General features: G+C 70.5%; 21 protein-coding genes and 1 pseudogene. 11 read left to right on the top strand and 11 right to left on the bottom strand.

Going from position 1 to position 25,893, the window contains the following annotated elements; genetic code table 11:
* Positions 1-5: 5 nt before the first annotated feature.
* The gene (locus OG524_RS20660; RefSeq protein ID WP_405389373.1) at positions 6-212 is read right to left on the bottom strand and encodes a hypothetical protein; all 207 of its coding nucleotides are present in this window, start codon (positions 210-212) and stop codon (positions 6-8) included.
* Between the two features lie 16 nt (positions 213-228).
* On the bottom strand, positions 229-498 hold the full coding sequence (locus tag OG524_RS20655) for a hypothetical protein (RefSeq protein ID WP_405811471.1): 270 nt from the start codon (positions 496-498) through the stop codon (positions 229-231).
* A 103-nt stretch (positions 499-601) separates the two neighbouring features.
* Here OG524_RS20655 and OG524_RS20650 point away from each other — a divergent pair, with 103 nt between their 5' ends.
* Together OG524_RS20650 and OG524_RS20645 are read left to right on the top strand one after the other, a co-directional pair.
* Positions 602-1,444 (top strand): Scr1 family TA system antitoxin-like transcriptional regulator, encoded by an 843-nt coding sequence (locus OG524_RS20650; protein WP_405389375.1) that lies wholly within the window; start codon positions 602-604, stop codon positions 1,442-1,444.
* Positions 1,425-1,691 carry a DUF397 domain-containing protein gene (locus tag OG524_RS20645; RefSeq protein WP_405389376.1) on the top strand — a complete coding sequence of 89 codons (267 nt, stop codon included), beginning with the start codon at positions 1,425-1,427 and terminating at the stop codon, positions 1,689-1,691. Before OG524_RS20650 ends, OG524_RS20645 begins: the two co-directional genes overlap by 20 nt.
* A 325-nt stretch (positions 1,692-2,016) precedes the next feature.
* Here the strand turns inward: OG524_RS20645 and OG524_RS20640 are convergent, their stop codons facing one another.
* Positions 2,017-2,946 carry an AraC family transcriptional regulator gene (locus OG524_RS20640; protein WP_405811468.1) on the bottom strand — a complete coding sequence of 310 codons (930 nt, stop codon included), beginning with the start codon at positions 2,944-2,946 and terminating at the stop codon, positions 2,017-2,019.
* A gap of 110 nt (positions 2,947-3,056) precedes the next feature.
* On the opposite strand from OG524_RS20640, the gene OG524_RS20635 reads away from it, so the two are divergent.
* The 3 genes from OG524_RS20635 (at position 3,057) to OG524_RS20625 (ending at position 6,500) form a co-directional block, all read left to right on the top strand.
* A complete protein-coding gene (locus OG524_RS20635) occupies positions 3,057-3,737 on the top strand; it encodes an NAD(P)H oxidoreductase (RefSeq protein ID WP_405811466.1) in 681 nt (226 codons plus the stop codon).
* A 337-nt stretch (positions 3,738-4,074) separates the two neighbouring features.
* Positions 4,075-5,754 (top strand): sensor histidine kinase, encoded by a 1,680-nt coding sequence (locus tag OG524_RS20630; protein ID WP_405812481.1) that lies wholly within the window; start codon positions 4,075-4,077, stop codon positions 5,752-5,754.
* 92 nt (positions 5,755-5,846) lie between these two features.
* On the top strand, positions 5,847-6,500 hold the full coding sequence (locus OG524_RS20625) for a response regulator (protein ID WP_405389380.1): 654 nt from the start codon (positions 5,847-5,849) through the stop codon (positions 6,498-6,500).
* A gap of 11 nt (positions 6,501-6,511) precedes the next feature.
* On the opposite strand, the pseudogene OG524_RS20620 reads toward OG524_RS20625, so the two are convergent.
* A pseudogene (locus tag OG524_RS20620) lies at positions 6,512-7,190 on the bottom strand (NAD(P)-dependent alcohol dehydrogenase); the annotation flags it as partial.
* Between the two features lie 460 nt (positions 7,191-7,650).
* Between OG524_RS20620 and OG524_RS20615 the strand changes: the two are divergent.
* Complete coding sequence (locus OG524_RS20615; RefSeq protein ID WP_405811464.1) at positions 7,651-8,553, top strand: hypothetical protein; 903 nt, start codon at positions 7,651-7,653, stop codon at positions 8,551-8,553.
* Between the two features lie 270 nt (positions 8,554-8,823).
* Here OG524_RS20615 and OG524_RS20610 read toward each other — a convergent pair whose 3' ends face one another.
* Together OG524_RS20610 and OG524_RS20605 are read right to left on the bottom strand one after the other, a co-directional pair.
* Positions 8,824-9,975 carry a DUF3103 family protein gene (locus OG524_RS20610; RefSeq protein ID WP_405811462.1) on the bottom strand — a complete coding sequence of 384 codons (1,152 nt, stop codon included), beginning with the start codon at positions 9,973-9,975 and terminating at the stop codon, positions 8,824-8,826.
* Between the two features lie 246 nt (positions 9,976-10,221).
* On the bottom strand, positions 10,222-12,810 hold the full coding sequence (locus tag OG524_RS20605; RefSeq protein ID WP_405393140.1) for a glycoside hydrolase family 9 protein: 2,589 nt from the start codon (positions 12,808-12,810) through the stop codon (positions 10,222-10,224).
* 390 nt (positions 12,811-13,200) lie between these two features.
* Here OG524_RS20605 and OG524_RS20600 point away from each other — a divergent pair, with 390 nt between their 5' ends.
* Positions 13,201-14,241, top strand: a complete 1,041-nt coding sequence (locus OG524_RS20600; protein ID WP_405389385.1) for a LacI family DNA-binding transcriptional regulator — start codon at positions 13,201-13,203, stop codon at positions 14,239-14,241.
* A gap of 83 nt (positions 14,242-14,324) precedes the next feature.
* Here OG524_RS20600 and OG524_RS20595 read toward each other — a convergent pair whose 3' ends face one another.
* On the bottom strand, positions 14,325-17,105 hold the full coding sequence (locus OG524_RS20595) for a glycosyl hydrolase (RefSeq protein WP_405389386.1): 2,781 nt from the start codon (positions 17,103-17,105) through the stop codon (positions 14,325-14,327).
* 240 nt (positions 17,106-17,345) lie between these two features.
* On the opposite strand from OG524_RS20595, the gene OG524_RS20590 reads away from it, so the two are divergent.
* The 4 genes from OG524_RS20590 (at position 17,346) to OG524_RS20575 (ending at position 22,187) form a co-directional block, all read left to right on the top strand.
* Positions 17,346-18,647, top strand: coding sequence for an ABC transporter substrate-binding protein (locus OG524_RS20590; RefSeq protein WP_405389387.1), 1,302 nt, complete (start codon positions 17,346-17,348; stop codon positions 18,645-18,647).
* A 216-nt stretch (positions 18,648-18,863) separates the two neighbouring features.
* A complete protein-coding gene (locus tag OG524_RS20585) occupies positions 18,864-19,835 on the top strand; it encodes a carbohydrate ABC transporter permease (protein ID WP_405389388.1) in 972 nt (323 codons plus the stop codon).
* On the top strand, positions 19,832-20,737 hold the full coding sequence (locus OG524_RS20580; protein WP_405389389.1) for a carbohydrate ABC transporter permease: 906 nt from the start codon (positions 19,832-19,834) through the stop codon (positions 20,735-20,737). The genes OG524_RS20585 and OG524_RS20580 overlap by 4 nt, the downstream gene beginning before the upstream one ends.
* A 46-nt stretch (positions 20,738-20,783) precedes the next feature.
* Positions 20,784-22,187: a GH1 family beta-glucosidase gene (locus OG524_RS20575; protein ID WP_405389390.1), complete on the top strand. Its 1,404-nt coding sequence runs from the start codon at positions 20,784-20,786 to the stop codon at positions 22,185-22,187.
* Between the two features lie 133 nt (positions 22,188-22,320).
* Here OG524_RS20575 and OG524_RS20570 read toward each other — a convergent pair whose 3' ends face one another.
* The 4 genes from OG524_RS20570 to OG524_RS20555 form a co-directional block, all read right to left on the bottom strand.
* Entirely contained in the window at positions 22,321-22,830 is a 510-nt protein-coding gene (locus tag OG524_RS20570; protein WP_405389391.1) for a DinB family protein, read from the bottom strand.
* Between the two features lie 165 nt (positions 22,831-22,995).
* A complete protein-coding gene (gene groL / locus OG524_RS20565) occupies positions 22,996-24,618 on the bottom strand; it encodes a chaperonin GroEL (protein ID WP_405389392.1) in 1,623 nt (540 codons plus the stop codon).
* Between the two features lie 310 nt (positions 24,619-24,928).
* Positions 24,929-25,135, bottom strand: coding sequence for a cold-shock protein (locus OG524_RS20560; RefSeq protein WP_003967346.1), 207 nt, complete (start codon positions 25,133-25,135; stop codon positions 24,929-24,931).
* A gap of 480 nt (positions 25,136-25,615) precedes the next feature.
* Positions 25,616-25,891, bottom strand: a complete 276-nt coding sequence (locus OG524_RS20555) for a MoaD/ThiS family protein (protein ID WP_405389393.1) — start codon at positions 25,889-25,891, stop codon at positions 25,616-25,618.
* Positions 25,892-25,893: the final 2 nt, after the last annotated feature.

The following is a 25,893-nucleotide window of genomic DNA, read 5'->3' as shown; positions in this document are numbered from 1 at the left end:
CGCCCTCACGGCAACCGCCCCTCCCGGTTGATCTCCCTCACCCGGGCCCGCAGCACGAGTCCCGACGGGGCCGGCCGGACAGCTTCGGGCGGACAGTCCCACTCCGCGCCGCCGCCCGGCGGACGCAGTTGTACGTACGGCCCGACACGCCCCATCACGCGGCCCACCCTGCCGTCCCGGCCGTCCATGACGAACGATCCGGGCTCCGGCATGCACGGCTCAAGCCCTTCAACTGTCATGAGCCACCGCCGCTTCCCGCTGCAGCTCTTCCAGCCCGGCGCTCAGCCGCAGCGCCGTGTCGATCGTGCACCGGCCGAGGTCGACCAGCGGGGCCGGCTCGTCGCGTGCGCACGACACCGGGTCGATCCGCAGCGACGGCAGCTTCACGCCGATCCCGGCGAGCCCGGCCCGCAGCCGTGCCACCGCATCCTCCGCAGCCGCCACTCTGCCCGCTGCTTCTCTGCGCCGTTCCGTAGCCGTCATCATGATCTTCCCCATTTCCACGCTCAGTAGTTGCTATGCCTACCCAGCGTGGCCAATTCGTCGGTACCGTGGAAGAGGTGCAGTTCCAACACCCGCACGTGTGTCACAGGGAGTCGCCATGCCCGGGCCGAAGAAGCTCGATCCCTCGTCCTCGCCCCGCGCCCTCCTAGGCGCCGAACTCCGCCACAGGCGCGAGGCCGCAGGCCTCTCCCAGGAGGAACTGGGCACCCCCCTGTTCGTCAGCGGCTCCTTCATCGGCCAGTTGGAGGCCGGTACGCGCCGCATGCAGGCCGATCAGGCCCAGAAGCTGGACGAGGTGCTGGGCGCCGGCGGGTTCTTCACGCGGAACTGCGTCGCGCTGAAGCAGTCGAAGTACCCGGACCACTTCGCGGAGGCCGCCGAGGCGGAGGCGGTCGCAGTCACTATCAAGGAGTACGCGCCGCTTCTCATCCCAGGGCTGTTGCAGACGGAGGCGTACGCACGGGCGGTCTTCCGAGGCGGTCTGCCCACGGCTACGGAGAGCGCGATCGATGAGCTGGTAGCCGCCAGGCTGGAGCGAGCCCAGCTCCTGGCCGATCCAACGACGCCCTTGTTGTGGGTAGTTCTCGACGAGGCGCTGCTGCGTCGCAAGACAGGTGGGGCTGCGGTAATCGCAGAGGCGCTGCGTCACGTGGCTGCGATGGCACGTCAGCGACGCGTGATTGCACAGGTTTTGCCCTTCTCAGCAGGCGCCCACATGGCCTTGGAAGGTCCGCTCAAGCTGATGTCGTTCTCGGATGCCCCCTCTCTCGCCTATCTCCAGGGCCTGGGCACAGGAAAGTTGCAGGACGATCCTGCAACCGTCCGCCACTACGAGCTGACTTACGATCTGGTGGCGGCCAGCGCATTGTCACCGGAAGCGTCCCTGGCCCTGATCGAGTCGGTGGCGGAGGATTACGCCCATGAAGCCCATCGGATCTGACTACGACCTGTCCACGGCGACCTGGCACAAGTCCTCGTACAGCGGCGGCGACGGCGGCAACTGCCTCGAAGTCGCCACCTGGCGTAAATCCACCTACAGCGGGGCCAGTGGCGGTGACTGCCTCGAAGTCGGCGAGGGCCACCCCGGTGTCGTCCCCGTGCGCGACTCCAAGGTGACCGACGGACCCGCGCTGCTCTTCCGGTCCGACGCGTGGGCCGCCTTCGTCACCGGTCTCAAGCGCGGCTAGGAGGCCTCTACCCGCACCTTCCATTCGCATGGGAGCGCCGCTCTCACCACCCTGCAGCAGATCGGCGGCGCGACCGGTATTGCGGTGCCGATCGCCGTGCTGACGCTCTTCAGCGACCCGCACAATGCAGGATCGACCGCAGATGATCTGCTCACCGGCATGCGAGCGACCTTCATCGCTGCAGCTGCGGGCCCAGGACCCGTTCCAGCGACGGGTGGATCTGGGCGCGCAGGCGCCGTGGAGCCGGTTGGTGACCGTGGCTCGTCTGGTCGAAGAAGCAGGCCCGTGCCGCCCGGCCCGTGTCTCTGCGGCCGCGTGCCGTGACTCACGCCGCCGTGGTGCGGAACGTGCTGGGGCTGAGTCCCTTGTGGCGTTTGAAGGCGGTGCTGAAGCCGAACGCGTCGGCGTAGCCGACGGTCTTGGCGATCTGGGCGATGCTGAGGTCGGTGTCGGCCAGGAGTGCCTCGGCGTCGTCCATGCGGCACTCGGTGAGGTAGGTGAGGGGCGGACGTCCCATCAGCTCGGTGAAGCGACGGGCGAACAGCGCCCGGGAGACGCCGGCTTGAGCGGCCAGCGACGCGACCGTCCAGCTCTCGGCGGGCCGCCCGTGGAAGGCGTGCAGGGCGGGGGCGAGGACCGGGTCGGCGAGGCCGCGGTACCAGCCGGGCGCGTCGGCGCCTGCCCGGTCGAACCAGGTGCGCAGCGTGCAGACCAGAGCCCAGTCCAGGAGCCGGTCCATCAGCGCCTGCGAACCGGCTGAGAGCCGGGCGGCGTCGGCGGCGGAGTTCTCCAGCCAGGCGCAGACCTCGGCGTCCTCGGCCACGACCAGGACGGGCGGCAGGGCTCGCAGGAGCCGTTCGTGGCGGTGCCCCGAGGCGCGGTAGGCGCCCACGATCAGCGCGGTCGCTCGATCCGGGCCGGTGCCCCAGTGAATGCCGTCGAGTTCCTGGCCGGTGCACGCGGCGTCCGCGGTGAAGCAGTTGATCTCGTACGCGGTGTGGGGGCGGTGGACAGTGCCAGGCTCGTCCGCGAGGCGGAACCGTGCGGGGCCCTGGACGATGGCCGTGTCGCCCGCGCCGATCGCGCACTCGGTGCCGTCGGACAGCAGTAGCGTGCCGCCACCGCGGAGCACGCTGACCATGGTGAGCGGAGCGGCGTCGGCGAAGGTGATACTCCAGGGCGCCGTCAGGACGGCATGGCTGACGACCGAGCCCTCGGCTCGGATGCCGCTCAGCAGTGAACTCAGAGGATCCACACCGCAATCGTAGACGATCTCCAATGTCTTGGAGAGTTTCTCCCATGGATCATCTACGGTGCCGCGGTTGTACTGGACTCACTGCACAGATCGAGCCCTCGGGAGACACCGTGCCGCAGCACAGCAGTGACACCAGGACAGCCCTCGTGGTCGTCGCGCACCACCGCAGCGATTCCCTCACCGCCCATACCGCCCGCCGCGCGGCTGCCCAGATCGAGGCCGCCGGATACCGCATCGACCTGCTCGACCTGCACGCCGAGGGGTTCGACCCGCGGATGAACGTGGAGGACCAGCCGGATTGGGGCAACCGGGAGAAGCCGTACTCGGACCAGACGCACGCCCACATGCGGCGGATCCTCGACGCCGATGTCGTCGTCGCCGTCTTCCCGGTGTACTGGCAGAGCGTGCCCGCCCTCCTCAAGGGATGGATCGACCGCGTATGGAACTACGGGTTCGCCTACGGCCGCAGCAAGCCCCGCCTGGCGGGCAGGCGCATGCTGTGGCTGGCCCTGGCCGGCGCCACCGCCGACGACCCCATCGCGGAGTCGATGCAGTCCGTCCTCGATGCCAACCTGAGCGACGGCATCGCCTACTACTGCGGCTTCTCCCGCTCCACCGTAGGCCTGCTCCTGGACGCGGAGGAGCGACCGCAGCGCATCGACGCCGAGGGCAATCTGCTGGTCGGCGAAGCGGTCGCCGGCGCCGAGCGGAAGGCGCAGTACACCGATTTCGACCGTCGGGCACGGAAGTTCGTGGAGGAGCTCCTCGCGGACGAACTCGTCGCGGCCTGACGGTCTCCGGATCCCGTGGGCTGACACTGCGGCAGTACGTGCGGGACCTGTTGGCCCGGGTCGCACCGGCGGACACCTGGCGCGATTCCGCCGCCTGCGGGTCGAGCGCTGCGCCGCCGGGACGCCGCAGGACATGCGCGCGCTGCAAGGTTCCACGACTTTCGTCGCAGGCCGCCGCGACCAATGGCCACAGCGGTGTCCGGTCCGGGGTCTCTACCGTAGGCGCGTGACTCGTGCCGAATCCATGGACCCCGCAACCCCGCCCCTGACCTCGGCGGTGAGGGCGCTTCAGGCGTTCCGGCCGACCGTGCCGGGGCGGGCCCTCTTCGCGCCCGGGATGTGGCCCGTCGGGCGCGTCGTGGGCGAATCGATCCTCAGCCTGGCGCTCGCGCTGCTGGCGATGGGCACGGAGTTCCTGGACGACAGCGGCACCGTGCAGGTCTTCGGCGTCGCGCTGGGGGCGGCACTGTTGTCGCCCCTGCGTCGGGTGCTCCCCGCGACCGTCCTGCTGATGGTCGCCGTCGGCTCCGTCCCGTTCGCCGGACTCGGGCCCCTGTTCCTCGTCGCCTCGTGGTCGGCCGGGCGGCGGATCGAGGGTCTGGGCAGGGCGGCCGGTGTCTTCGCGCTCACCTACGCTCTCACCCTCGGCCAGACCGCCGTGTCGGAACCCGACGTCTCCCTGTCGATGCTGGTCTTCAGCGGACTGTTCCTGCTGGTCCCGACCATCGTGCCGGGGCTCGCCGGGCGCTACTGGTCGCAGCGCCGCACCCTGACCGACACCCTGCACGAGTACAACGCGCAGCTCCTGCGCGAGCGCGAGATGATCGCCGGGCACGCCCGGATACGGGAGCGTCAGCGCATCGCGCAGGACATGCACGACAGCCTCGGCCATCAGCTCGCGCTGATCGCGGTGCACACCGGTGCGCTGGAGGTGGACCGTGAGCTGACGGGGCGGCAGCGTGAGGCCGTCGGTGTGCTGCGTGAGGCGTCGGTGGCCGCGATGCACGAACTGCGCGACGTGGTGGGCGTACTGCGGGACGGGGTTCCGGACAGCCCGCGGGCAGCCGACACGGACGGTGAGGAGCCCGGGAATCCCTCTCGTGGGGTGGCCGGTATCGAAAGTCTGGCGGAGGGGTCGCGGAGGGCCGGGGCTGCCGTGGACGTGCGGCGTTCGGGCGAGGAGCGGCCGCTCGCGCCGACCGCCGACCATGCGGCGTACCGCGTGGTCCAGGAGGGTCTGACCAACGCTCACAAGCACGCGCCGGGGGCCGCTATCACCATCGGGCTGCGGTACGAGCCGGACTCGCTGGTCGTGGAGGTCGCCAACGGTCCGGCGGTGGAGCCGGTGAGCGGCAGTGTGGCGAGCGGCTGCCAGGGGCTGACGGGGCTGGAGGAACGGGCGCGGCTCGTCGGCGGGATGGTGCACGCCGGCCCCACGGCGGACGGCGGCTTCCGGCTGGCGGGCGTCCTGCCGTACACGTCGCCGGGTGACGGCTTCCCGAGCCCGCCGCCCGGTGATGTCCTGGCGACGTTCGTCGCGCCCACCGACGACTTTCGGGCGCAGAACGCGAAGGGCTCCGCGGGTGAAAGTGATCCGGTCACCGACTGGAACGGTTTCCCGAAGGAGTTGGCCAGGACCATGAGCAGGACCAAGAGGGGCAACGGCATAGCCATCGGCTGCGGAGTTGCGGTGCTCGTCGCCGTGCTGCTGGTGATCGGTCTGGTCGTCGGGGGGATCTTCCTCATGCGTGAGGCGGACTCGGCGATGATCGAGCCCAAGCAGTACGAGGCGGTGAAGGTCGGCCAGTCCGAGGCGGAGGTCCGCGACCAGCTGCCGAGCGGCGAGTCGTTCCTGAACGCCGAGACGGGCAAGGGCGCGCCGCCCGAGCCGGAGGGGTCGACGTGTCTCACGCTCCTCTCCACGGAGTTCGGGACGGGCTGGGACGCGGAGCCGGTGTTCCGGTTCTGTTTCAAGGACGGCAAGCTGATCGAGAAGAAGTCCTTCGAGACGAAGTGAGGGCTCCTGCCCGGCTGTTCGGCCGGACACCCGATCGGGGATGATGAACCGATGCCCGCAGGTATGACCGCTCAGGACCGTTCGGGAGAGTCGTGATCAGGGTTCTTGTGACGGACGACGAGCCGCTCATTCGCGCGGGCATCAGGATGATCCTTTCCTCGGCCGACGACATCGACGTCGTGGCCGAGGCGGCGAACGGCCGCGAGGCGGTCGGGATCGCGCGGGCCCAGCGTGTGGACGTGGCCCTGCTGGACATCCAGATGCCGGTCATGGACGGGCTGACGGCCCTGGCCGAGCTGCGTCGGACCGTGCCCGAGGTTCGGGTGCTGATCCTGACGACGTTCGGGGAGCGGCACAACGTCCTGCGGGCCCTGACCGAGGGGAGCGCCGGCTTCCTCCTGAAGGACTCGGCGCCCGCGGAGCTCATGCGCGCGGTACGGGCGGCGGCGGCCGGGGAGGCGTATCTGTCGCCCGGCGCCACCCGTCATGTCGTGGACTCGCTGGCGTCCGGCGGCACCGCGCACCGCGCGGAACAGGCCCGCCGCCGGCTGGAGAAGCTGACGGCACGCGAACGGGACGTCCTGGCCCTGCTGGGCGAGGGCCTGTCCAACGCGGACGCCGGTCAGCGGATCCACATGAGCGAGGCGACGGTCAAGGCGTACGTGAGCCGCATCCTCGCCAAGCTGGGGTGCGAGAACAGGGTGCAGGCCGCCCTGCTGGCCCGGGACGCGGGCCTGGGGGCGTAGGCCGGGCCCGCTCACACCACCTGGATCACGTGCTTCCCCCGCACTCCGCCCGCTTCCAGGGCCCGGTGGGCGGTGGCGATGCCGGTCAGGGGATGGACGCCGTCCACCACGGGGCGGATCGCACCGCTCTCCGCGTAGCGGGTCAGTTCGGCGAACAGGTCGCGCTTCGGGTTGCCGCTGAAGAAGCGGACCCGGTGCGGGCCACAGGCCGTCGAGACGAGCAGGCAGGAGAGGCTCCGGCAGAGGTGGTCCACGTCGGACGCGATGGAGACCATGCGCCCGCCGGGGGCCAGGAGCCGCCGGAAGGCGGGTGTTCGGTGCCGACCGTGTCCAGGACGACGTCGAAGGTGCCGAGGCCGGCCGGGCCCGTCGTCGTGTAGCTGAAGGCCTCGTCGGCGCCCAGGTCCCGGACGAGGTCGAGGTTCTTGGCGTCCGCGAGGCCGGTGACATGCGCGCCCAGGGCCTTGCCGAGCTGTACGGCGACGCTGCCGATCCCGCCGGAGGCACCGCGGGCGAGGAGCCGCTCCCCCGGTTTCAGCCGCGCCTTGGCCCGCAGCGCCGTGATGGCCGTCGTACGGGCGGGGAGGGAGGCGGCCTCGATCAGGCTGAGGTTCTCCGGGGCGTACGACAGCTGCCGGGGCCGACCGCCACGTATTCGGCGGCGCTTCCGAAGCGGCGCCCCAGCAGCCCCCCGCCGGCCAACTGCGGTGCGACGGCCGGGGCGGGCGAGCAGGCCGCCGCCGCGTCCCGGCGCCCGGTCGCCCATCTGCTCCAGTCGTTCCGGGCCGGACCGGCCGCTCCCCTGCCGTCGCCCGTGCGGCTTGACCTGGACCTGGACCGGATCCACCCGCACTGAGCGCGGGACCTGGACCGGATCCACCCGCACTGAGCGCGGGACCTGGACCGGATCCACCCGCACTGAGCGCGGGACCGGGACCGGGGCTCAAGCCGCGAGTTCCGAGCGCTCTTTCAGCGGAATGGGTGGAGGGATTGTCTTCCCACCCACCCTCCCTGCCTGGGGGGTTGACTTTTCGTGACCGACTTGCCACGGACAGTCGCGGCGTTCTGGCGTGCCGATAGACCAAGCGACCCCCACCTGGTGCGGGAACACCGGGCAGGGGTCTCACCAGATCGATCGAACGGCGATCTCATGGCTGCCGGCCAGTTTAGTGCTACCCCCTCCACCCCGTACGAGCCCCCGCACCCGATGGCCAACCCCGGCTACGGCAAGCGCTCGGCTCCGGACCAGCGACCGCGCGGCGAGCGCGACTTCGCGCATCTGCCGCCCCGCGAGGCGGCCGTCGCCGCGTACCTCGACCGGCTGCCCGACGGCGCCGACATCTCCGTGAAGACCCTGGCCAAATGGCTCCCGTACGGACAGTGCGCCCTGCGTACCGCGCTCAACCGGATCCAGGCGGCCGGCCACCTTCGCCGGGGCAGCGAATGCGTCGCCACCGACGAGGTGCTGCTCTGGGTCACCCGGACGTTCTTCTCCCGGACCGCGCGGGACGACGACTGGTGGGCGTCCTTCAGCCGGGGCGACGTACCGCAGGAGACGCGACGCCCCACCCGTTCGCGGGCGTTCGTCCTGCTGGCCGCTCTGGGGCGTACCGCGCCCGCGCTGAGCCTGTCGGCGGCGGACTGCGTGAGTCTGGAACCGCAGGTGAGCGAGTGGTTCGAGCGGGGCGCCACCGAGGCGCAGACCCTGCACGCCCTGACGCACGGGCTCCCCGCCGTCGTGCACCACGCCGCCTCCCTCGTCCGGCGCCGCCTCCTCGACAAGCTGCCGCCCGAGCGGACCCGCCCAGCCCCCCGGACCGTCCTGCGCACCCTGGAGTGCAGCGTGTGCCGTGCGCCCGGCATCCCCGAGGCGCTGCGCGGCGGCCGGTGCGGTCCGTGCCGCGACGAACCGGTGGACGGCCCCGCCGGTCCCCCCGGAGCGGTACCCACCACCGGGGTGCGCGAGCGGATGACAGCGGTCCGGGCAGGCCTTGTCCCACGGCAGGACAGGACCGTCAGGGCCAGGGAGTCCATGGCCCGCACCCGGCGCTGATCGCGCCCCGGCGCGGGGTCCGTCGGAAGCGGGCCGGAGTCGAGGCGAAGCGGGCGCCTCCGCACGGCAGCACGGCAGACTCGGCGGACGCCTGGTGACTGGGACGGTGCCCTCCACAGGGCGGATCGCGCCGCTCTGCGCGTACCGCGGGATGCGCGAGCGGATCTCCGCGTACCGCGCGGGCCTTGACCCTCGGCGCCGACCGGCCGGCCCCCGGGGGAAGGACCGGCCGGACGGACAAGGGGTGTGGGTTGCCTCGCGTGTGCCGGGTCAGAGCCCCGACACGTAGTACGGGGAGACGTTGATCCAGCCGTTCGCCGCCGCGCCGTTGCGGGTGCCGCTGGAGGTCTTGGCCAGGGTGTACCAGGAGTCGACGTAGTCCGGGTCGTCGACCCACCAGGAGGTGGGAATGGCGTCCAGGAGTGCGTCGACGAGCGGAACGTACACGCCCTGGTCGGTGATCGTGAGGAGGATCGCGACGAGGCTCCTGGCGAGCGCCTCGTAGTTGGTGTCGCCGTCGTCCTCCATCATGACCGCGTCGGCCAGGTTGTATTTGTAGTTCGACCAGTTCACGAGGACCTGGCGGGGGTAGTACGTGGTGCCGCCCTCGTTCAGGTACGGCATCTCGACGATGTCGACACGCGCCTTGCCGTCGTGGCCGAAGCCGGTGACGAGGCTGAAGATCTCGGCGTCACCCTTGATCCACGGCTCCTGCACGTCGGAGATCCGCACCGAGTTGATCAGGGTGGTGTCGATGCCCGCCACGGCCGTCGACGCGAGGGTGTTCACCTCCGCGGCCGGGGCCGGGACGTCGAGCCCTTTCGCCGCCAGGGCTTCGCGGAGGACCTCGAGCCCTGCGGTGACCGCCTTGGCACCGTCGATGTCGACGAGGTAGACGGGCTGCTCGGGGATGGTGTCGACGGCCAGCTCACGGGCGGTGCCCTCGCTGTCGTACGCGATGAACGTCGCGGTGTCGTCGGACGGGGCGGCGGCCACCAGCGGGGTCTCGCCCCCGGCCAGCCGGGCCTCCATCGACGGGTGCGCCAGCCCGACGCGCAGCAGCGAGCCGATGTCGCCGCCCAGGCCCTTCGCGGTGGCGACGCCCCGGTCCGCCGAGGCGATCGACGCGGCGAGACTCCTGCCCCTGGCCGTGGTGGAACGGCTGGTCAGGGCCCGCAGGTCCACCGAGTCGGCGGCCAGCGCGGCCGACCGGACCTGACTGTTCCAGGCCGGATCGGCGAGGGAGGCAGCGAGGGTGCGCGCGGTCGCGTCCTCGATGCCGGCGACCGACGCCGCCGGTACGACGGCGGACCGGGCCGAGTCGTTCTGCGCTGCCAGCGCGGTGCCCTGCAGGGGTACCAGAGCCGTCGCGGCCAGCACGACCCCGATCAGGGTGGTGCGCAGCGGCATGGATGTGCTCAAGGCTGTCTCCTGATGACTGGGTGGAGCACAACGGGGGTGAGCGGGTCCGGTCATCTATGCGAGTAGACCCCGCCGCTATAGATGTACATGCCCATGCCCGTCCAAACCGCGCCGGTCGAAAATTCTTCTTCCAATTGCCCTTCCACACAAGCCTGTTGGCGTTTCGACCGGGACGCGCGACGCCCGGGTGCGGTGTCCGCCGGGAGGCGGCCCGCACCCGGGCGTGACCGTGCAGGCTCGGGTGGATCAGCTCGTTGCGCAGGAAAGGCCGTTGAGCTTGAAGGTGCTGGGTTCGGCCGCCGTAGCGGAAGCCGTGGTGTTGAAGCCGAAGTCGACCGTGGCACCCGGCGCGATCACCCGGTTCCAGGACAGCGGCCGGGCGCTGATCGTCCTGCCGTACTGGTCGAACTCGGCGCTCCAGGTGTGGCTGACCGCCTGCTCGCCGGGGAGCAGCCAGGTCAGCTGCCAGGGCGAGACCGGTTCCGGGCCGGTGTTCTTGAGCTTCACCGTGACCGTCGAGCCGGTGTTCCAGGGGTGCGAGACGTAGGAGACCTCGCAGGTGCGCGCCACGGCGCGCCGGCCGTCGCCCGCGTCGTCCAGATACGAGGCGATGAAGGCGAGCGGCGCGTTCCAGTTGATGGTGACCTCGTTGGTGGCCCAGGAGCCGATGTCGTCGAGGTAGCACATCGCGGGCGCGCAGCCGCCCAGCTTCTCCACGGCGACCGGGTCACCGGCGGCGACGGCCGTGAGGTTGGGGCCGCCCGCGATCGAACCGGCCGGCGGGTGGGGGAGGTCCGGGTCGTTCTGGTGCGCCCAGAAGCGGTGGTGCTGGTTGCGCGAGTCCCGCTCGCCGTAGCCGGTGACGTACGACCGGTTGAGGGGGTTGCGGCCGAGGAGGTAGTCCGCACCGCTCAGCACCGCGTCCTGGTACGCGGCTTCGCCGGTCAGGTCGTGGGCGGTGGCCAGCACGATCATGTTGTTCAGGACCTGGCTGTTGGAACCCCAGACGTAGTCCTCGTCCTTCGGGGCGTACGGCAGGCCGTACACCTGTGCGCGGGACTGCGCGGCGTAACGGTCGGCCGCCGTGGTGACCACGGAGCGGACCTCGCCGAGCTGTGCCGTGGTCAGGCCGTTCGGCACGGTGGCCAGCGTGAGCACGCCGAGCCCGCCGGTGGAGCCCCACGAGATTCCGCCGCCCGCCGGGAAGACCGCGTCGGTGTCGCCGTGCAGGGCCGAGGAGAGCACGGCCTGACGGAACGTGTCCTCTCCCGTCGTGGTGAACAGCTCCGCGGCGGCCCAGTAGAACTCGTCCGAGACGTCGCCGTCGCTGTAGGTGCCGCCGCCCGTGCCGTCGTTCGGGTCGGCGAGCACGTCCGGGTGCGCCTGGGCCGCGGCCCAGGCGGTCCGGGCGGCCTTCAGGCAGCGGCCCGCGAAGGCCGCGTCGTACGGGGCGTAGAGCCGGGCGCACTGGGCGGCCGCGGCGGCCAGGTTGAGCGTGGCGGCCGTCGAGGGCGGGTGCAGCTCGCGCTGCTGGGGGTCGAGGTGCGGGGCGAGCGGCAGGCCCGTCCACGCGGCGTCGTGCATCTTGTGGTGGGCCATCCCGGCCAGCGGCTCACCGGCGGGAACCTGCATCCGCATCAGGAACTCCATCTCCCAGCGCGCCTCGTCGAGGATGTCCGGTACGGCGTTGCCCCGCTCGGGCACCCGCAGCGCGCCGTCCCCGAGCTCCGCGGACTCGGCGTCCTCGGCGGTCAGGGTGCGCTCGTACGTGGCCATGAGCTGGGCCACCGAGATCCCGCCGTTGACCACGTACTTCCCGTGGTCGCCCGCGTCGTACCAGCCGCCCGACACGTCCAGCCGGTAGTCACAGACACCGGGCTGACAAGGGACGTCCGTGTCCCCCTTGTTGGGCGCCACACCGATGTGTCCGGCCGGCCGCGCGTAGGCGTCGCCGACGAGGTCCGCTTCGATGGGGGTGCCGCTGCGGTTGTGGTAGAAGTACGCCAGCGCGTCGGAGCGCAGGCTGTCGTACAGGTCGGAGCGCAGCGAGAACGGCTCACTGACCTGGCCGTCGATCTCGACGGTGTAGCCGTCGCCGGCCGTGGTGAGTGCGCTGAAGTCGAAGGTGTGGACGCGCAGTCGGGAGCTCGGGTCCTCGCCCTGCGGGACGGTCGTGCCGGTGGCGGCCGTCGTACCGTCGGCGGCCTTCACGGACCAGGCGAGGGGCGCTTCGGCGTCGGTGACGACCGTGCCCTTCTTGGGGCCGTGGGGCAGATATCCGACCTGGTTGACGCGGACCGGCGAACCGGTGTCCGGTTCGTACACGGGCGGCTCGGCGCCGCCGCGCAGCGACACGTCGTCGAGGCAGAAGGTGGTCGCGCTGTCGCCGCCCCCGATCTGCAGGGCGACCTGGGCGCCCGGACGGTCGGCCGCGGCGGTGAAGACATGGGTGACCGTCACGGCGTCCGGCCCGACCGGGTCGGCGGTGGCCAGCTCCGTGGTGTACGGCGCGGTGGCCTCCTGGACCCGGGTCTGGACGGTGAGGGGCTCGGTCGACGTGGCCGTGTAGCTGAGCGTGTAGCTCTCGCCCGCGACGATCGGGATGTCGTTCTGGCCGATGATGACGTCCCACGGATTGGCCGTCCCGGCCGGGACGGCGGCGCAGAGCCGGCCCTCGGTCACGGCCCCGGACGTGTTGGCCGTCCACCACCAGGGAGCGGTACCGGCCGCGAAGTCGCCGTTGGTGATCTGTTCGGGGCCGGGTTCGGCCTCCTGGGCACCGGCCGTGCCGGGCACCGCCAGCGCCGCCGCGAACAGTAACGCGGCGGCTGACATCCCGAACACGCGCCGCCCGTGCCGGGGACGGACGCGCACGGGCCGTGCGGAGAGTGGTGAGGCATTCACCGGGAGGGCCTTTCGTCGACAGGGTGCGGGTGGGGCGCCCTTGCATATATGGGAGCGCTCCCATCGGCATTGTGGAGGCGGAACGACCGTTCCGCCAGGGTCATGACAGAGAATGGGGAGAATGTCCGGGCGGCCGCCAACCGGGGTTCGGCGGGCGGCAGTCCGGGTCCCGGCGGGGCAGCCGTCCGACTCCCGGCGGCCCTTCCGGGGATGGGTTGGAAGCGCTCTCAGCCCAGGGGTGGGCCCCGGCGTTACGCTGTAGGCGACCTGGCGGTGCCCCGTCTGCCCCGTGCCGCCGCCCAGCAACGAGGAGCGCCCGTCTTGCCTGAGCAGCACCCCGGGTCCCGGCCCACCCTGGAAGCCGTCGCGGCACGGGCGGGGGTGTCACGGGCCACCGCGTCCCGGGTGGTCAACGGGGGTGACGGAGTCCGCAAACCGCTGGTGGACAAGGTGCGCCAGGCGGTCGAGGAGCTCCAGTACATCCCGAACCACGCCGCCCGGACCCTGGTCACCCGGCGGACCGGAGCGGTGGCCGTGGTCATCGCGGAGCCGGAGATCCGGATCTTCTCGGACCCGTTCTTCTCCCAGCAGATCCGGGGCATCAGCAAGGAACTGGCCGCCCACGACACCCAGCTGGTGCTGCTGATCGTGGAAGGGCCCGCGGACTTCGACCGGATCGCGCGCTATCTGTCCGGCGGCCATGTCGACGGGGCCCTCGCCTTCTCCCTGCACACCGACGACCCGCTGCCCGCGATCACCCGGCGGGCCGGGATCCCGACGGTGTACGGGGGCCGGCCGAGCTGGACCGCGGGCCCCGGGGAACAGGCCGTGCAGTACGTGGACGCCGACAACCGGGGCGGGGCGCGGGCCGCCGTGCAGTATCTGCGGGGGCTCGGGCGGGAGCGGATCGGGTACATCGGAGGGCCGCCCGACCAGACCTCGGCCATGGACCGGCTGGACGGCTACCGGGACATCCTGCTGGAGCTGGATCCGACGCTCGTCGCGGAGGGCGCGTTCACCGTGGAGAGCGGGGCGCGGGCGATGGCGGAACTCCTGGAGCGGCGGCCCGACCTGGACGCCGTGTTCGCGGCCAACGACCTGATGGCCACGGGCGCCCTGCGGGTGCTGCACGAGCACGGGATCGCGGTGCCCGAGCGGGTCGCCCTGGTCGGATTCGACGACATGGACTCGGTGGCCGAGACCGCCGACCCGCCCCTGACCACGGTCCGGCAGGACATCGAGGGTCAGGGCCGGCTGATGGCCCGGCTGCTGCTGCGCGGCCTGGACAAGGACCGCACGGGGGCCGACCGCCCCGACTCGGTGATCACCCCGACCACGCTCGTACGACGCGCCTCGGCCTGAAAGACGTACGGCGGGCCCGGCGCAGAAGGGGGTACGGCGGGCCCCGGACCGAAAGGCCCGGGGCCCGCCGCACACCATGGCCTCTAGACGTACGGGATCTTCACGACCGCCGCGTCCGTGCCGGTCTGCACCTGGGACGTGCCGTCGCCCAGCGCGTTCCAGATCTCCAGGCGGACCGTTCCGGCCTTGAGGGCGCCCAGGCTTCCGGTCACCGCCGTGGTGCCCACCGCCTGGGTGTACTCCTCCCATCCCGCGACCGGGTCGGTCGCGAAGTAGCGGAAGGTTTCGGTGCGGTCGAACGTGCCGTCACCGGTGAGGTCGTAACTGACCCTGACCTGCGGGGCGAGCCCGACCTTCGTACCCGCGTCGACCCGGAGGCGGAATGTGGTGGACGTGCCTGCCGCGAGGGTCCCGTCGACGTTCTTGATCTCGTAGACCGTCGGCCTGTACGGGGTGCCGTCCCGGTTGACGCCGTCGGCCGAGGCCAGCGTGTCGGCTCCCGCCACGCCGTCCGTGGCGGTGGTGAGGATGCCGCCGGACTTCAGCCGGAAGGTGTTGCCGGTGGACGGACCCGGCTCCTCGGGATCGGGGTCGCCGCCGCCGGTACCCGTGCCGGTGGCCGTGGAGCGGGCCGGCACCGAGAGGGTCGCGCCGTCGGAGAAGGTGACGGTGCGGGCGGTGGAGCCGTGGTTGTGAGCGGCGTACGTACGGACGCCGTTCTTGGCGAAGACGGCCGACGTCGGGATGTTCCCGCTGACCGTCAGATCGGGTGCGCCCAGGGTGTCGAGCGTGGTGATCCAGTGGTACGTGTGCGCCTTGGACTCACCCTCTTCCGGGGTGTAGCCCGCGTTGCCCGCGTCCCACTTGGCCTTTGCCAGGGCCGGATCGGCCAGCGACTCGAACTGCCACAGCAGGTCGCGCCACTCGACGGCCGGTCCGCCGTTCTCGCGCTCCATCTCGGCGATGTTGCGCTTGATGGCGGCCTTCTCACGGGCCAGGTGCAGCGAACCACCGGTGACGGGGAGGACGTTGATGCCGTGGATCTCCTCCGGGTTCGCGGTCCACCAGGTGGAGTACGCGCCGCCGCTGCCCCAGACCATGCCGACCGTGTCATGCCCGAAGGAGCCGGGGAAGACCTGCTCGTCGGCGTCGAACCAGTACTGCGTGATCGCTTCCGACTCGGTGGTCAGCAGATAGCTGCCGAGGTCGCGCAGCGTGGTGTCACCCGTCGCGGCGCCCCACAGGACGAGTCCCGCGCTGAGGTTGACCGACTCCGACGAGGACTCCTGGTTGTTGCCCGCCGCGAAGCCCTGGTGGCCGGAGGCCCAGCTGTGGCCCGCGTACACGTCGAAGCCGCGCAGGAACGGGTACGCGGTGTCCGTGCGGCTGGGGTTGGCGGCGTCCCGCACCAGGGTATTGACCATGGCGCCCCAGGCGGAGTCGGCGGCCCACGCCTGGTCGTACTGGGCGACGATCGCCGCCGCGTACACGTAGTAGCTGTAGTGGAAGTGGTGGTCGTTGAGCTCGGTGTCGCTGCCGTACGAGGCCGGGTAGCCGGTCAGCGTCTTCCAGTCCTTGTCGTAGCTGAACTCGCTCGCCCCGCCCGCCGTGAACCACTCCTGGAGGCGGCCCTTCATCAGGCCCAGCAGCTTGTCCCGGATGCCCGGCTGGCCGATCTGGTCGGCGACGGGCACCAGCTGGGCGAGGCGGCCGAGCGCCTTGCCCGTCCAGTACGTGTCACTGGCCCCGGAGAACGGGTCGGAGGCGTTCGCCACCTCGTTCAGATAGCCGGTCAGCCGCGCCTTGTCGACCCCGCTGGAGGCGGGCAGGGCGGGCAGCACGCCCTGGTTCTTCTGGCTGGTGGTGAAGGAGGCGGACTCCCGCACCTTCATGGTGCCGCGCGGGGAGACGTACGTGTACGGCGTGAGCGCGTCCGTGGTGTGCAGCCACTGGTGGCGGTACAGCGCCTGGAGCGCGCCGCGTTCGGTGCCCTCCTTGGCCTCCGTGGTCAGGCTGTAGGTCGCCTTGACCGTGCCGCCGGTGGACTCCCAGGCCACCTTGGAGCCGGTGACGAAGCTGAAGGCGTACTTCCGGTAGGTCGCGAGCGCGTCCGTGGACGGCAGCACGGCGAGCGAGAAGTAGTCCTTGCCGCCGAGCCCGGCCGTGATCGCCGTGCCGGAGACGTTCCAGTCGCTGCCGGTCGGGGCGAACAGGGCGTAGTGGTGGCCGGCGACCGTGATGCCGAGGACGTTGCCGTTGTCCGCGAAGACCGTGGGGGTGCCGGCCGTGGTGATCCGGGCGTCGCCGCCGGAGCCCTTGGCGTACACGAAGGGCATGCCGTGCCCGATGGTCGTGCGCAGGGTGCGGGTGCCGTCCGACCAGTAGGGGGTGACCGTCCAGTCGGACCAGTCGTCGGCCTTGGTGTCCGGGGAGTTGAGGCCATTGAGGCCGACGGTGAGATCGGCCTTGTGGGCGTACTCGTACTGGCGGCCGCCACCGACGACCGCGGGCGTGGTCGGGTAGCCGACCTCCAGTCCGCCGGAGGTCGCCTGATAGGTCAGCGGGTGGCCGTACATCGGGGTGGAGTACGGGTTGTCGCCGTAACGCTGGTAGGCGAGTGAGGACCACCAGTCGTTGGTCGGGACCGGCTTGTCCTTCGCCGCCGCGGTGAGCTTGGGCGTGACGGGGGCGCCGGTGTTCGTGGTGGGACCGGACGTACCGGCGGGGCGGCTGTCGGTGTAGCTGCCGGACCCTGCGGGGATGGTGGCGGCTGCCGCCGGGGATGCGGCAGGGCCCAGGCCCACGGCGGCCAGGGCGATGGCCAGGACCGTCGCCGCTGCTGGTCTGGAGAGGGAGGCTTGCATGGGCAGCACCTCGTCATGGGGGGATCGGAGCGCGTTCGAGAGCGCTCTCAAGTGCCAAGGAACGTAAAACTTCTGAAACGTAAGTGTCAATAGAACTCACACAGACAGTAGTTGGACGCAACGCAAAGCCGTTACGCGTTCGAGTCTTGACGGGGAGGGAGGGCTGCGGGACGCTCCAGACGCAGGTTTTGAGAGCGCTCTCAAGCGCTCGGTTCATCCCGAAGCCAAGGGAGGCTTCCCATGCCCATCGCCCGAGCCGCCAAGAGAGCCACCGTCCGCCTCGGCGCGGTCGTCCTCGCCGGGACGCTCCTCGCCGCCTGTGGGTCAGGCACCTCGGACTCCTCCGACAGTGCGAACGGGGACGTCACGCTGACCGTCGACCTCTTCGGATCGTTCGGCTACAAGGAGGCCGGGCTGTACGCGGAGTACGAGAAGCTGAACCCCGGCGTCACCATCAAGCAGACCGACACCGAGGACGAGGCCGACTACTGGAAGTCGCTCCAGACCCGGCTGGCCGGCGGCGGCGGGCTCGCCGATGTGCAGGGCATCGAGGTGGGCCGGATCGCGTCGGTCACCCAGCAGCAGGCCGACAAGTTCCAGGACCTGAAGGAATTCGGCGCCGACAGGCTCAAGGACCAGTTCGCCGACGCCAAGTGGTCGGCGGCGACCACGAAGGACGGCAAGGTCCTCGGCCTCGGCACCGACGTCGGGCCCGAGGCGATGTGCTACCGCACCGACCTCTTCGAACAGGCCGGACTGCCCACCGACCGCGAGGAGCTCGCCCAGAAGTGGTCCACCTGGGACGGCTACCTGGAGCTCGGCAAGCAGTACAAGAAGAAGGCCCCCGCCAAGAACGCCTGGCTGGACAGCATCGGCAGCCTCTACGGGATCATGATCGGCCAGGAGAAGGAGCGGTACTACGACGCCTCCGGTGAGCTGATCTACGAGAACAACCCGGCCGTCAAGCAGGCCTGGGACACCTCGGTCGAGGCGGCCGAGGCCGGGCTGAGCGCCAAGCTCGACCAGTGGTCGCCGCAGTGGAACCAGGCCTTCGCCGCCGGTTCGTTCGCCACCATCCCGTGCCCCGCCTGGATGCTCGGCTACGTCAAGGGCCAGGCCGGTGACGCGGGCAAGGGCAAGTGGGACATCGCCAAGCTGCCCGGCGGCGCGGGCAACTGGGGCGGCTCCTACCTCTCGGTCCCGCGCGCGGCCGAGCACAAGAAGGAGGCGTACGAGCTGATCAAGTGGCTCACCGCCCCCGAGCAGCAGGCCAAGCTCTTCCAGAAGCAGGGCAACTTCCCGTCCTCGACGGGCGCCATCGCTAAGGTCGCCGACGCCAAGGACCCCTACTTCTCCGACGCGCCGATCGGCCAGATCTTCGGTGACGCGGCCAAGGAGTCCCCGGTCCAGGTGCTCGGCGTGCACGACCAGAACGTCGCCCAGCAGCTGACCAACGCGCTGAGCGAGGTGGAGCGCAAGGGCACGTCGTCGGAGAAGGCGTGGGAGACGGCGAAGAAGGGCGTGGCGAACGTGATCGGCTGACGCCCGGTCACCGCGTCACCGCGTCACCGGGGCCATGAGCCACCACGCCACCGCCCCGGTGACCGGCTGACGCTCCGTCGACGCCATCACCGGGGGCCGGCGAGACACCCCGCCACCGCCCCGCCGGGGCCGGTCCGCCTCCGCAGTCCGGCGGACCGGCCCCCACCCCGTAACTCCCCGACTCCCCCTGCCCGTAACTCCCCGAAGGGCCGCACCGTGACCCTCACCGCCACCGCGCAGGCCGCGCCCCGGGCGCCCGGAACCGGGTCCGACGACGGTCGGGCCGCCTCCCTCCGGCGCACCTGGCAGAAGCTCTCGCCGTACGCCTACATCGCCCCGTTCTTCACCCTCTTCGCCGCCTTCGGGCTCTTCCCGCTGCTCTACACGGCGTTCGTCTCGCTCTACCGGGTCGAACTCCAGACGAGCGGCGACATGGAGTGGCGCGGCATCGCCAACTACACGGCGCTGTTCACCGACGAGTACTTCTGGACCTCGCTGCGCAACACGTTCACCATCGGCGTGCTGTCCACCGTCCCGCAGCTCGCCATGGCCCTGGGGCTGGCGCACCTGCTCAACTACAAACTGCGCGGGCGCACCTTCATCCGGACGGCGATCCTGCTCCCGTACGCCACCTCGGTGGCCGCCGCGACGCTGGTCTTCGCCCAGCTCTTCGGCCGCGACTTCGGGCTGATCAACTACGTGCTGGGCCTCGTCGGGTTCAGCCCCGTCGACTGGCAGACCGGCACGGTCGCCTCGCAGATCGCCGTCTCCACGATCGTCGTCTGGCGCTGGACCGGCTACAACGCGCTGATCTACCTGGCGGGCATGCAGTCCATCCCGGGCGAGCTGTACGAGGCCGCGGAGATGGACGGGGCGTCCCGCTGGCGGCAGTTCATCCATGTCACGCTGCCCGGTCTGCGGCCCACGATCGTCTTCACGGTGATCGTGTCGACGATCGGCGCCACTCAGCTCTTCGGGGAGCCCCTGCTCTTCGAGGGGTCCATCTCCGGCGGCATCTCGCACCAGTACCAGACCCTCGGCCTGTACATGTACGAGCAGGGCTGGGGTTTCTTCCACCTGGGCCGGGCCGCCGCCATCGCCTGGGTGATGTTCGTCCTGATCGTGGTGCTCGTCGGGGCCAACGCCCTCGTCGTGCGCCGCCGTGCCCGTAAGGAGGCCGGCCGATGACCGCGCTCGCCACGGAGCCGACCGCGCCGAAGACCGTCCGGCCCAGAACCCCGCCCGCCCGGCGCGCGAGGCCGCGGGGCGCACGGGGCATGCACGGCGGCTGGCTCTCGTACCTGATCCTCGGCTTCGCACTGCTGATCTCGGCGTTCCCGTTCTACTGGACGATCGTCGCGGCCAGCCGCTCCAACGCGGACCTCGCGAAGGTGCCGCCCTCGCTGCTGCCCGGGCCGAACCTCATCAAGAACTTCGAGGCGGTGCTGGAGGAGGCCGCGATCGGCAAGGCGCTGCTGAACTCGTTCATCGTGTCCGGCTCCATCACCGTCGGCACCGTGCTGTGCTGCACCCTGGCCGGATTCGCCTTCGCCAAGCTGCGCTTCAAGGGCCGTGGCGCGCTGCTCACCCTGACCATCGGCACGATGATGATCCCGCCGCAGCTCGGCGTCATCCCGCTGTTCATGCTGATCGCGGAACTCCAGTGGGTGAACCAGCTCCAGGCCGTGATCCTGCCAGGACTGGTGTCGGCCTTCGGGGTGTTCTTCATGCGCCAGTACCTGGTGCAGTCGCTGCCCGACGAACTGATCGAGGCGGCCCGCGTCGACGGCGCGTCCACCGCGCGCATCTTCTGGTCCATCGTCATCCCGGTCGCCCGGCCCGGCATGGCAGTGCTCGGCATGCTCACCTTCATGACCGCGTGGAACGACTTCTTCTGGCCGATCATCGCGCTGTCCTCGCAGGAGCCGACCGTGCAGGTCGCCCTGCGGCAGCTCGGCGGCGGCTACGTCCACGACCAGTCGGTGATCATGGCCGGCACCCTGCTCGGCACCCTCCCCGTGCTGCTGGTCTTCGGCTTCCTCGGCCGGCAGATCGTCGGCGGGATCATGCAGGGAGCCGTCAAGGGCTGAGTCCTCCCCCCACCACCCCCAACTCACCTCCTGGAGTGCCAGTCTCATGACCGCTGTCGATGCCCGCCCCAACACCGTGGCGGGGCTGCGGTTCCCCACCGGATTCCGCTGGGGGACGGCCACCGCCGCCTATCAGATCGAGGGAGCGGCCACCGAGGGCGGCCGCACCGAGTCCATCTGGGACACCTTCAGCAGAACCCCCGGCAAGGTCCGCAACGGCGACACCGGCGACATCGCCGCCGACCACCTGCACCGGATGCCCGAGGACGTGGCGCTGATGAAGGAGCTCGGCGTCACCGACTACCGCTTCTCGGTGTCCTGGCCCCGGGTCCAGCCGACCGGCCGGGGCCCCGCCGTCGAGCACGGCCTCGACTTCTACCGGCGGCTCGTCGACGAACTGCTGGCCGCCGGCATCCGGCCCGTCGCGACGCTCTACCACTGGGACCTGCCGCAGGAACTGGAGGACACGGGCGGCTGGCCCGAGCGCGACACCGCGCACCGGTTCGCCGAATACGCCGGGCTCGTGGCCCGCGCCCTGGGTGACCGGGTGGCGACGTGGACGACGCTCAACGAGCCCTGGTGCGCGGCCTTCCTCGGCTACGGCAACGGGGTCCACGCCCCCGGACGTACGAGCGACCTCGCCGCCCTGCGCGCGGCCCACCACCTCAACCTGGCGCACGGCAGCGCGACCGGGGTCCTGCGGAGCCTGCTGCCGTCCTCCGCCGAGGTCTCGCTGACCCTGAATCTGCACGCCCTGCGCCCACTGGCCGACACCCCCGCGGACCACGACGCCGTCCGCCGGATCGACGCCGTCGCCAACCGGATCTTCCTCGAACCCGTCTTCCACGGGCGGCTGCCGCAGGACCTGGTGCAGGACACGGCGACGGTGACCGACTGGTCCTTCGTCCGGGACGGCGACCTGGAGGTCATCTCCGCGCCCACCGACTCCCTCGGCATCAACTACTACTCCCCCAGCGTCGTCTCCGCCGGCTCGTCGGAGTCCCCGTCCCCGTGGGCTGGTGCCGAGAAGCACGTGGCGTTCACGGCCGCGGACGGCCCCCGCACGGCGATGGACTGGCCGGTGGACGCGAACGGCCTGTACGAACTCCTCACCCGGCTCCGCGAGGACCTGCCCGGCCTGCCGCTGATGGTCACCGAGAACGGCGCCGCGTACGACGACTACGCCGACCCGTCGGGCCAGGTCCACGACCCGGAACGGGTGGCGTACCTGGACGCCCACCTGTCGGCCGTGCATCGCGCGATCGGGGACGGCGTGGACGTACGCGGGTACTTCCTGTGGTCGCTCCTTGACAACTTCGAGTGGGCGTACGGCTACAGCAAGCGGTTCGGCATCGTGCACGTCGACTTCGCCACGCAGCGCCGCACCCCGAAGGACAGCGCCCGTTGGTACGCGGACGTCATCGCGCGGGGCGGCCTCGAACGCCCCTGACCACCGGGGCCCCCACGCCTCGCACCGCCGCCGACCACCGGGGCCCCCACGCCTCGCACCGCCGTCGAACAGCTGTGGCCCGCCTCCCCTTGTCCTTCCGTTCACGGGGTGCGGGCCACAGCGTGCGAAGTCCTCACGCCCCCACGGTCCCGTCGACGCCCTCGCGCAGGAGGTCCGCGTGCCCGTTGTGGCGGCTGTACTCAAGGAGCACGTGCACCATCGCCAGGCGCAGCGACACCTCCTTCTCCCAGCGCGGCTGGCGGCCCAGCAGGTCCAGGGAATCGGCCTCCCGCTCGACGCGGCGCGAATTCTCCACCTCGGCCTCCCAGGCGCCGAACGCCTCCACCCTGTTCGAGGCGCTCGCGTCGTAGGCAGCCTGGAAGTCGATCCGGTCGGACCAGACCATCGGCGCCCCGTTGTCCTCGAACACGCGGCGGAACCAGGCCCGTTCCACCTCGGCCATGTGCCGCACCAGTGCGAGCAGCGAGAGCGTGGACGGGGGCATCGACCGCCGCCGCAGCTCGTCGTCGTCCAGCCCCTCGCACTTCATGGCCAGGGTGGCCCGGTGGTAGTCGAGGAAGGCCCGCAGAGTCTCACGCTCGCTGCCCGAAACCGGCGGGCCTGTCCGGGAGTCCGTGGTCACGGGCGTGCGCTCCTTCGGGAGGGGGACGGAGAGGGACCAGTATCCGGCACCCCCGCGATCACGCGGACAGGAACGACGCCGGCCCCCGGGACGAATCCCGGGGGCCGGCGTCGTACAGGTACTGCGGGGTGCAGCTGACGCTGCGTGGAGCTGCTGATCCGAGGATCAGAAGTCCATGTCACCGCCCGGCATGCCGCCCGGAGCAGCCGCGGAGGCCTTCTCCGGCTTGTCGGCGATGACGGCCTCGGTGGTGAGGAAGAGCGCGGCGATGGACGCGGCGTTCTGCAGGGCGGAGCGCGTGACCTTCGCCGGGTCGATGATGCCCTCGGCGATCATGTCGACGTACTCGCCGGTCGCGGCGTTGAGGCCGTGACCGATCGGCAGGTTGCGCACCTTCTCGACGATGACGCCACCCTCGAGACCACCGTTGACGGCGATCTGCTTGAGCGGAGCCTCCAGCGCGAGCTTCACGGCGTTGGCGCCCGTGGCCTCGTCACCGGTCAGGTCGAGCTTCTCGAAGACGGCCGAGGCCTGGAGCAGAGCCACGCCACCACCGGCGACGATGCCCTCCTCGACGGCGGCCTTGGCGTTGCGCACCGCGTCCTCGATGCGGTGCTTGCGCTCCTTGAGCTCCACCTCGGTGGCGGCGCCGGCCTTGATGACGGCCACGCCGCCGGCCAGCTTCGCGAGGCGCTCCTGGAGCTTCTCGCGGTCGTAGTCCGAGTCGGAGTTCTCGATCTCGGCACGGATCTGCTTGACACGACCCTGGACCTGGTCGCTGTCACCGCCACCGTCGACGATCGTCGTCTCGTCCTTGGTGATGACGACCTTGCGAGCGGTGCCGAGCAGGTCGACGCCGGCGTTCTCCAGCTTGAGACCGACCTCCTCGGAGATGACGGTGCCACCGGTGAGGATGGCGATGTCGCCGAGCATGGCCTTGCGGCGGTCACCGAAGCCCGGAGCCTTGACGGCGACGGACTTGAAGGTGCCACGGATCTTGTTGACGACCAGGGTCGACAGGGCCTCGCCCTCGACGTCCTCGGCGATGATCAGCAGGGGCTTGCCCGACTGCATGACCTTCTCCAGCAGCGGAAGGAGGTCCTTCACGTTGCTGACCTTGGAGTTGACGATGAGGATGTACGGGTCGTCGAAGGACGTCTCCATACGCTCCATGTCGGTCGCGAAGTACGCCGAGATGTAGCCCTTGTCGAAGCGCATACCCTCGGTGAGCTCAAGCTCCAGACCGAAGGTCTGGGACTCCTCGACGGTGATGACGCCTTCCTTGCCGACCTTGTCCATAGCCTCGGCGATCTTGGCGCCGATCTCGGTGTCAGCAGCGGAGATGGAGGCCGTCGAAGCGATCTGCTCCTTGGTCTCCACGTCCTTCGCCTGCTCCAGCAGAGCGGCGGAGACGGCCTCGACGGCCTTCTCGATGCCACGCTTCAGAGCCATCGGGTTCGCACCCGCGGCGACGTTGCGCAGGCCCTCGCGGACGAGTGCCTGGGCGAGAACGGTGGCAGTGGTCGTACCGTCGCCGGCGACGTCGTCCGTCTTCTTGGCGACCTCCTTGACCAGCTCCGCACCGATCTTCTCGTACGGGTCCTCGAGCTCGATCTCCTTGGCGATGGAAACACCATCGTTGGTGATCGTGGGCGCGCCCCACTTCTTCTCGAGGACGACGTTTCGGCCCTTGGGGCCGAGGGTGACCTTGACGGCGTCGGCGAGCTGGTTCATCCCGCGCTCGAGACCGCGCCGTGCCTCCTCGTCGAACGCGATGATCTTGGCCATGTGAAGTGGTCCTCCCGGACAGGGGTGGATTTCTCCGGACCGAGAGGCGCCCGCGACGGACGGCCAGCGTGCTCTGTGGTTCCTTGCCCCACGGAGCCTGCGGGCCTCACCGGCCCGGTCCAAGTTCTGTCACTCTCACCTGGAGAGTGCTAACGCCAATGATTAGCACTCGACCCCTGCGAGTGCAAGCGTCCCCCCCGTCCGTGGACAACCGGGAGGGGGCGCACGGACGCACGCAGGGCCCGTATCCCCTCATCGGGGGTACGGACCCTGCGTGCGTGAGTAGTGTCGTTGGCCGACCGTGCCGAGCTCAGCCGACGGCGAGCTTGACCATGTCCGCCTGCGGCCCCTTCTGGCCCTGCGAGATCTCGAATTCAACTCGCTGACCCTCTTCGAGGGTGCGGTACCCGTCCATCTGGATCGCGCTGTAGTGGACGAAAACATCCGCACCACCGTCGACCGCGATGAAGCCGTACCCCTTCTCCGCGTTGAACCACTTGACGGTGCCCTGAGCCATGCCTAACTCCCCTATTACTGGCCCTTGCACGAGCACCGCACTTCGCGGGCCCGGGTCAAACTCACCCTCCGACAGGAGAGGGTGGCGTGCGCCGGAACGCGTCGACCGCGGCCGAATGTATCTGCCCAACTGCCCTCTGCAACAGGTCAATCGGACGAGAATTCTGGGCAGGCCTGAACGCCCGGATATGGAGAACTCGTGATACTCCGGGGCAATTCGGGCCGGACAAAGGCGGCTTATGCCACAAGGAGTTCACGTACTTTGGCTGCTTCTTGTCGCGACCGGGCGCATTCTCATATGCGGGCGGCACGGGCAGCTGAGGGGACTTCCCCAACTGTACCGCGCTCAACCATGCAGAATTGCCCCCTCCGCTTCTCTCGCGGAGGGGGCAATGATGTTCAGGCAGTTGTGCGGCCGGGCGGGAGCGTCGGGCCCCGGGCGTCGCGAACGACGGTCAGCCTCCGGCACCGTGTCCGACGGTCAGCCTCCGGCGACGGCCGGGATGATCGAGATGCCGGCGCCGTCCGGGGTGGCCGCCTCCAGGCCGCCCTCGAAGCGCACGTCGTCGTCGTTGACGTACACGTTCACGAAGCGGCGCAGCTTGCCCTGGTCGTCCAGGACCCGGGCGGCGATGCCCGGGTGGTCCTTCTCCAGGGACTCGATGACCTCGGAGAGGACCGTGCCCTCTGCCGGGACCTCGGCCTGACCGCCCGTGTAGGTGCGGAGGATGGTGGGGATGCGGACCTTGACGCTCATGT

The organism is Streptomyces sp. NBC_01520, from assembly GCF_045040375.1.
In the GTDB taxonomy this organism is placed as follows: domain Bacteria; phylum Actinomycetota; class Actinomycetes; order Streptomycetales; family Streptomycetaceae; genus Streptomyces.
Note: the sequence above shows the minus strand (reverse complement) of the source record. Positions and strands in the feature narration are given on the sequence as shown.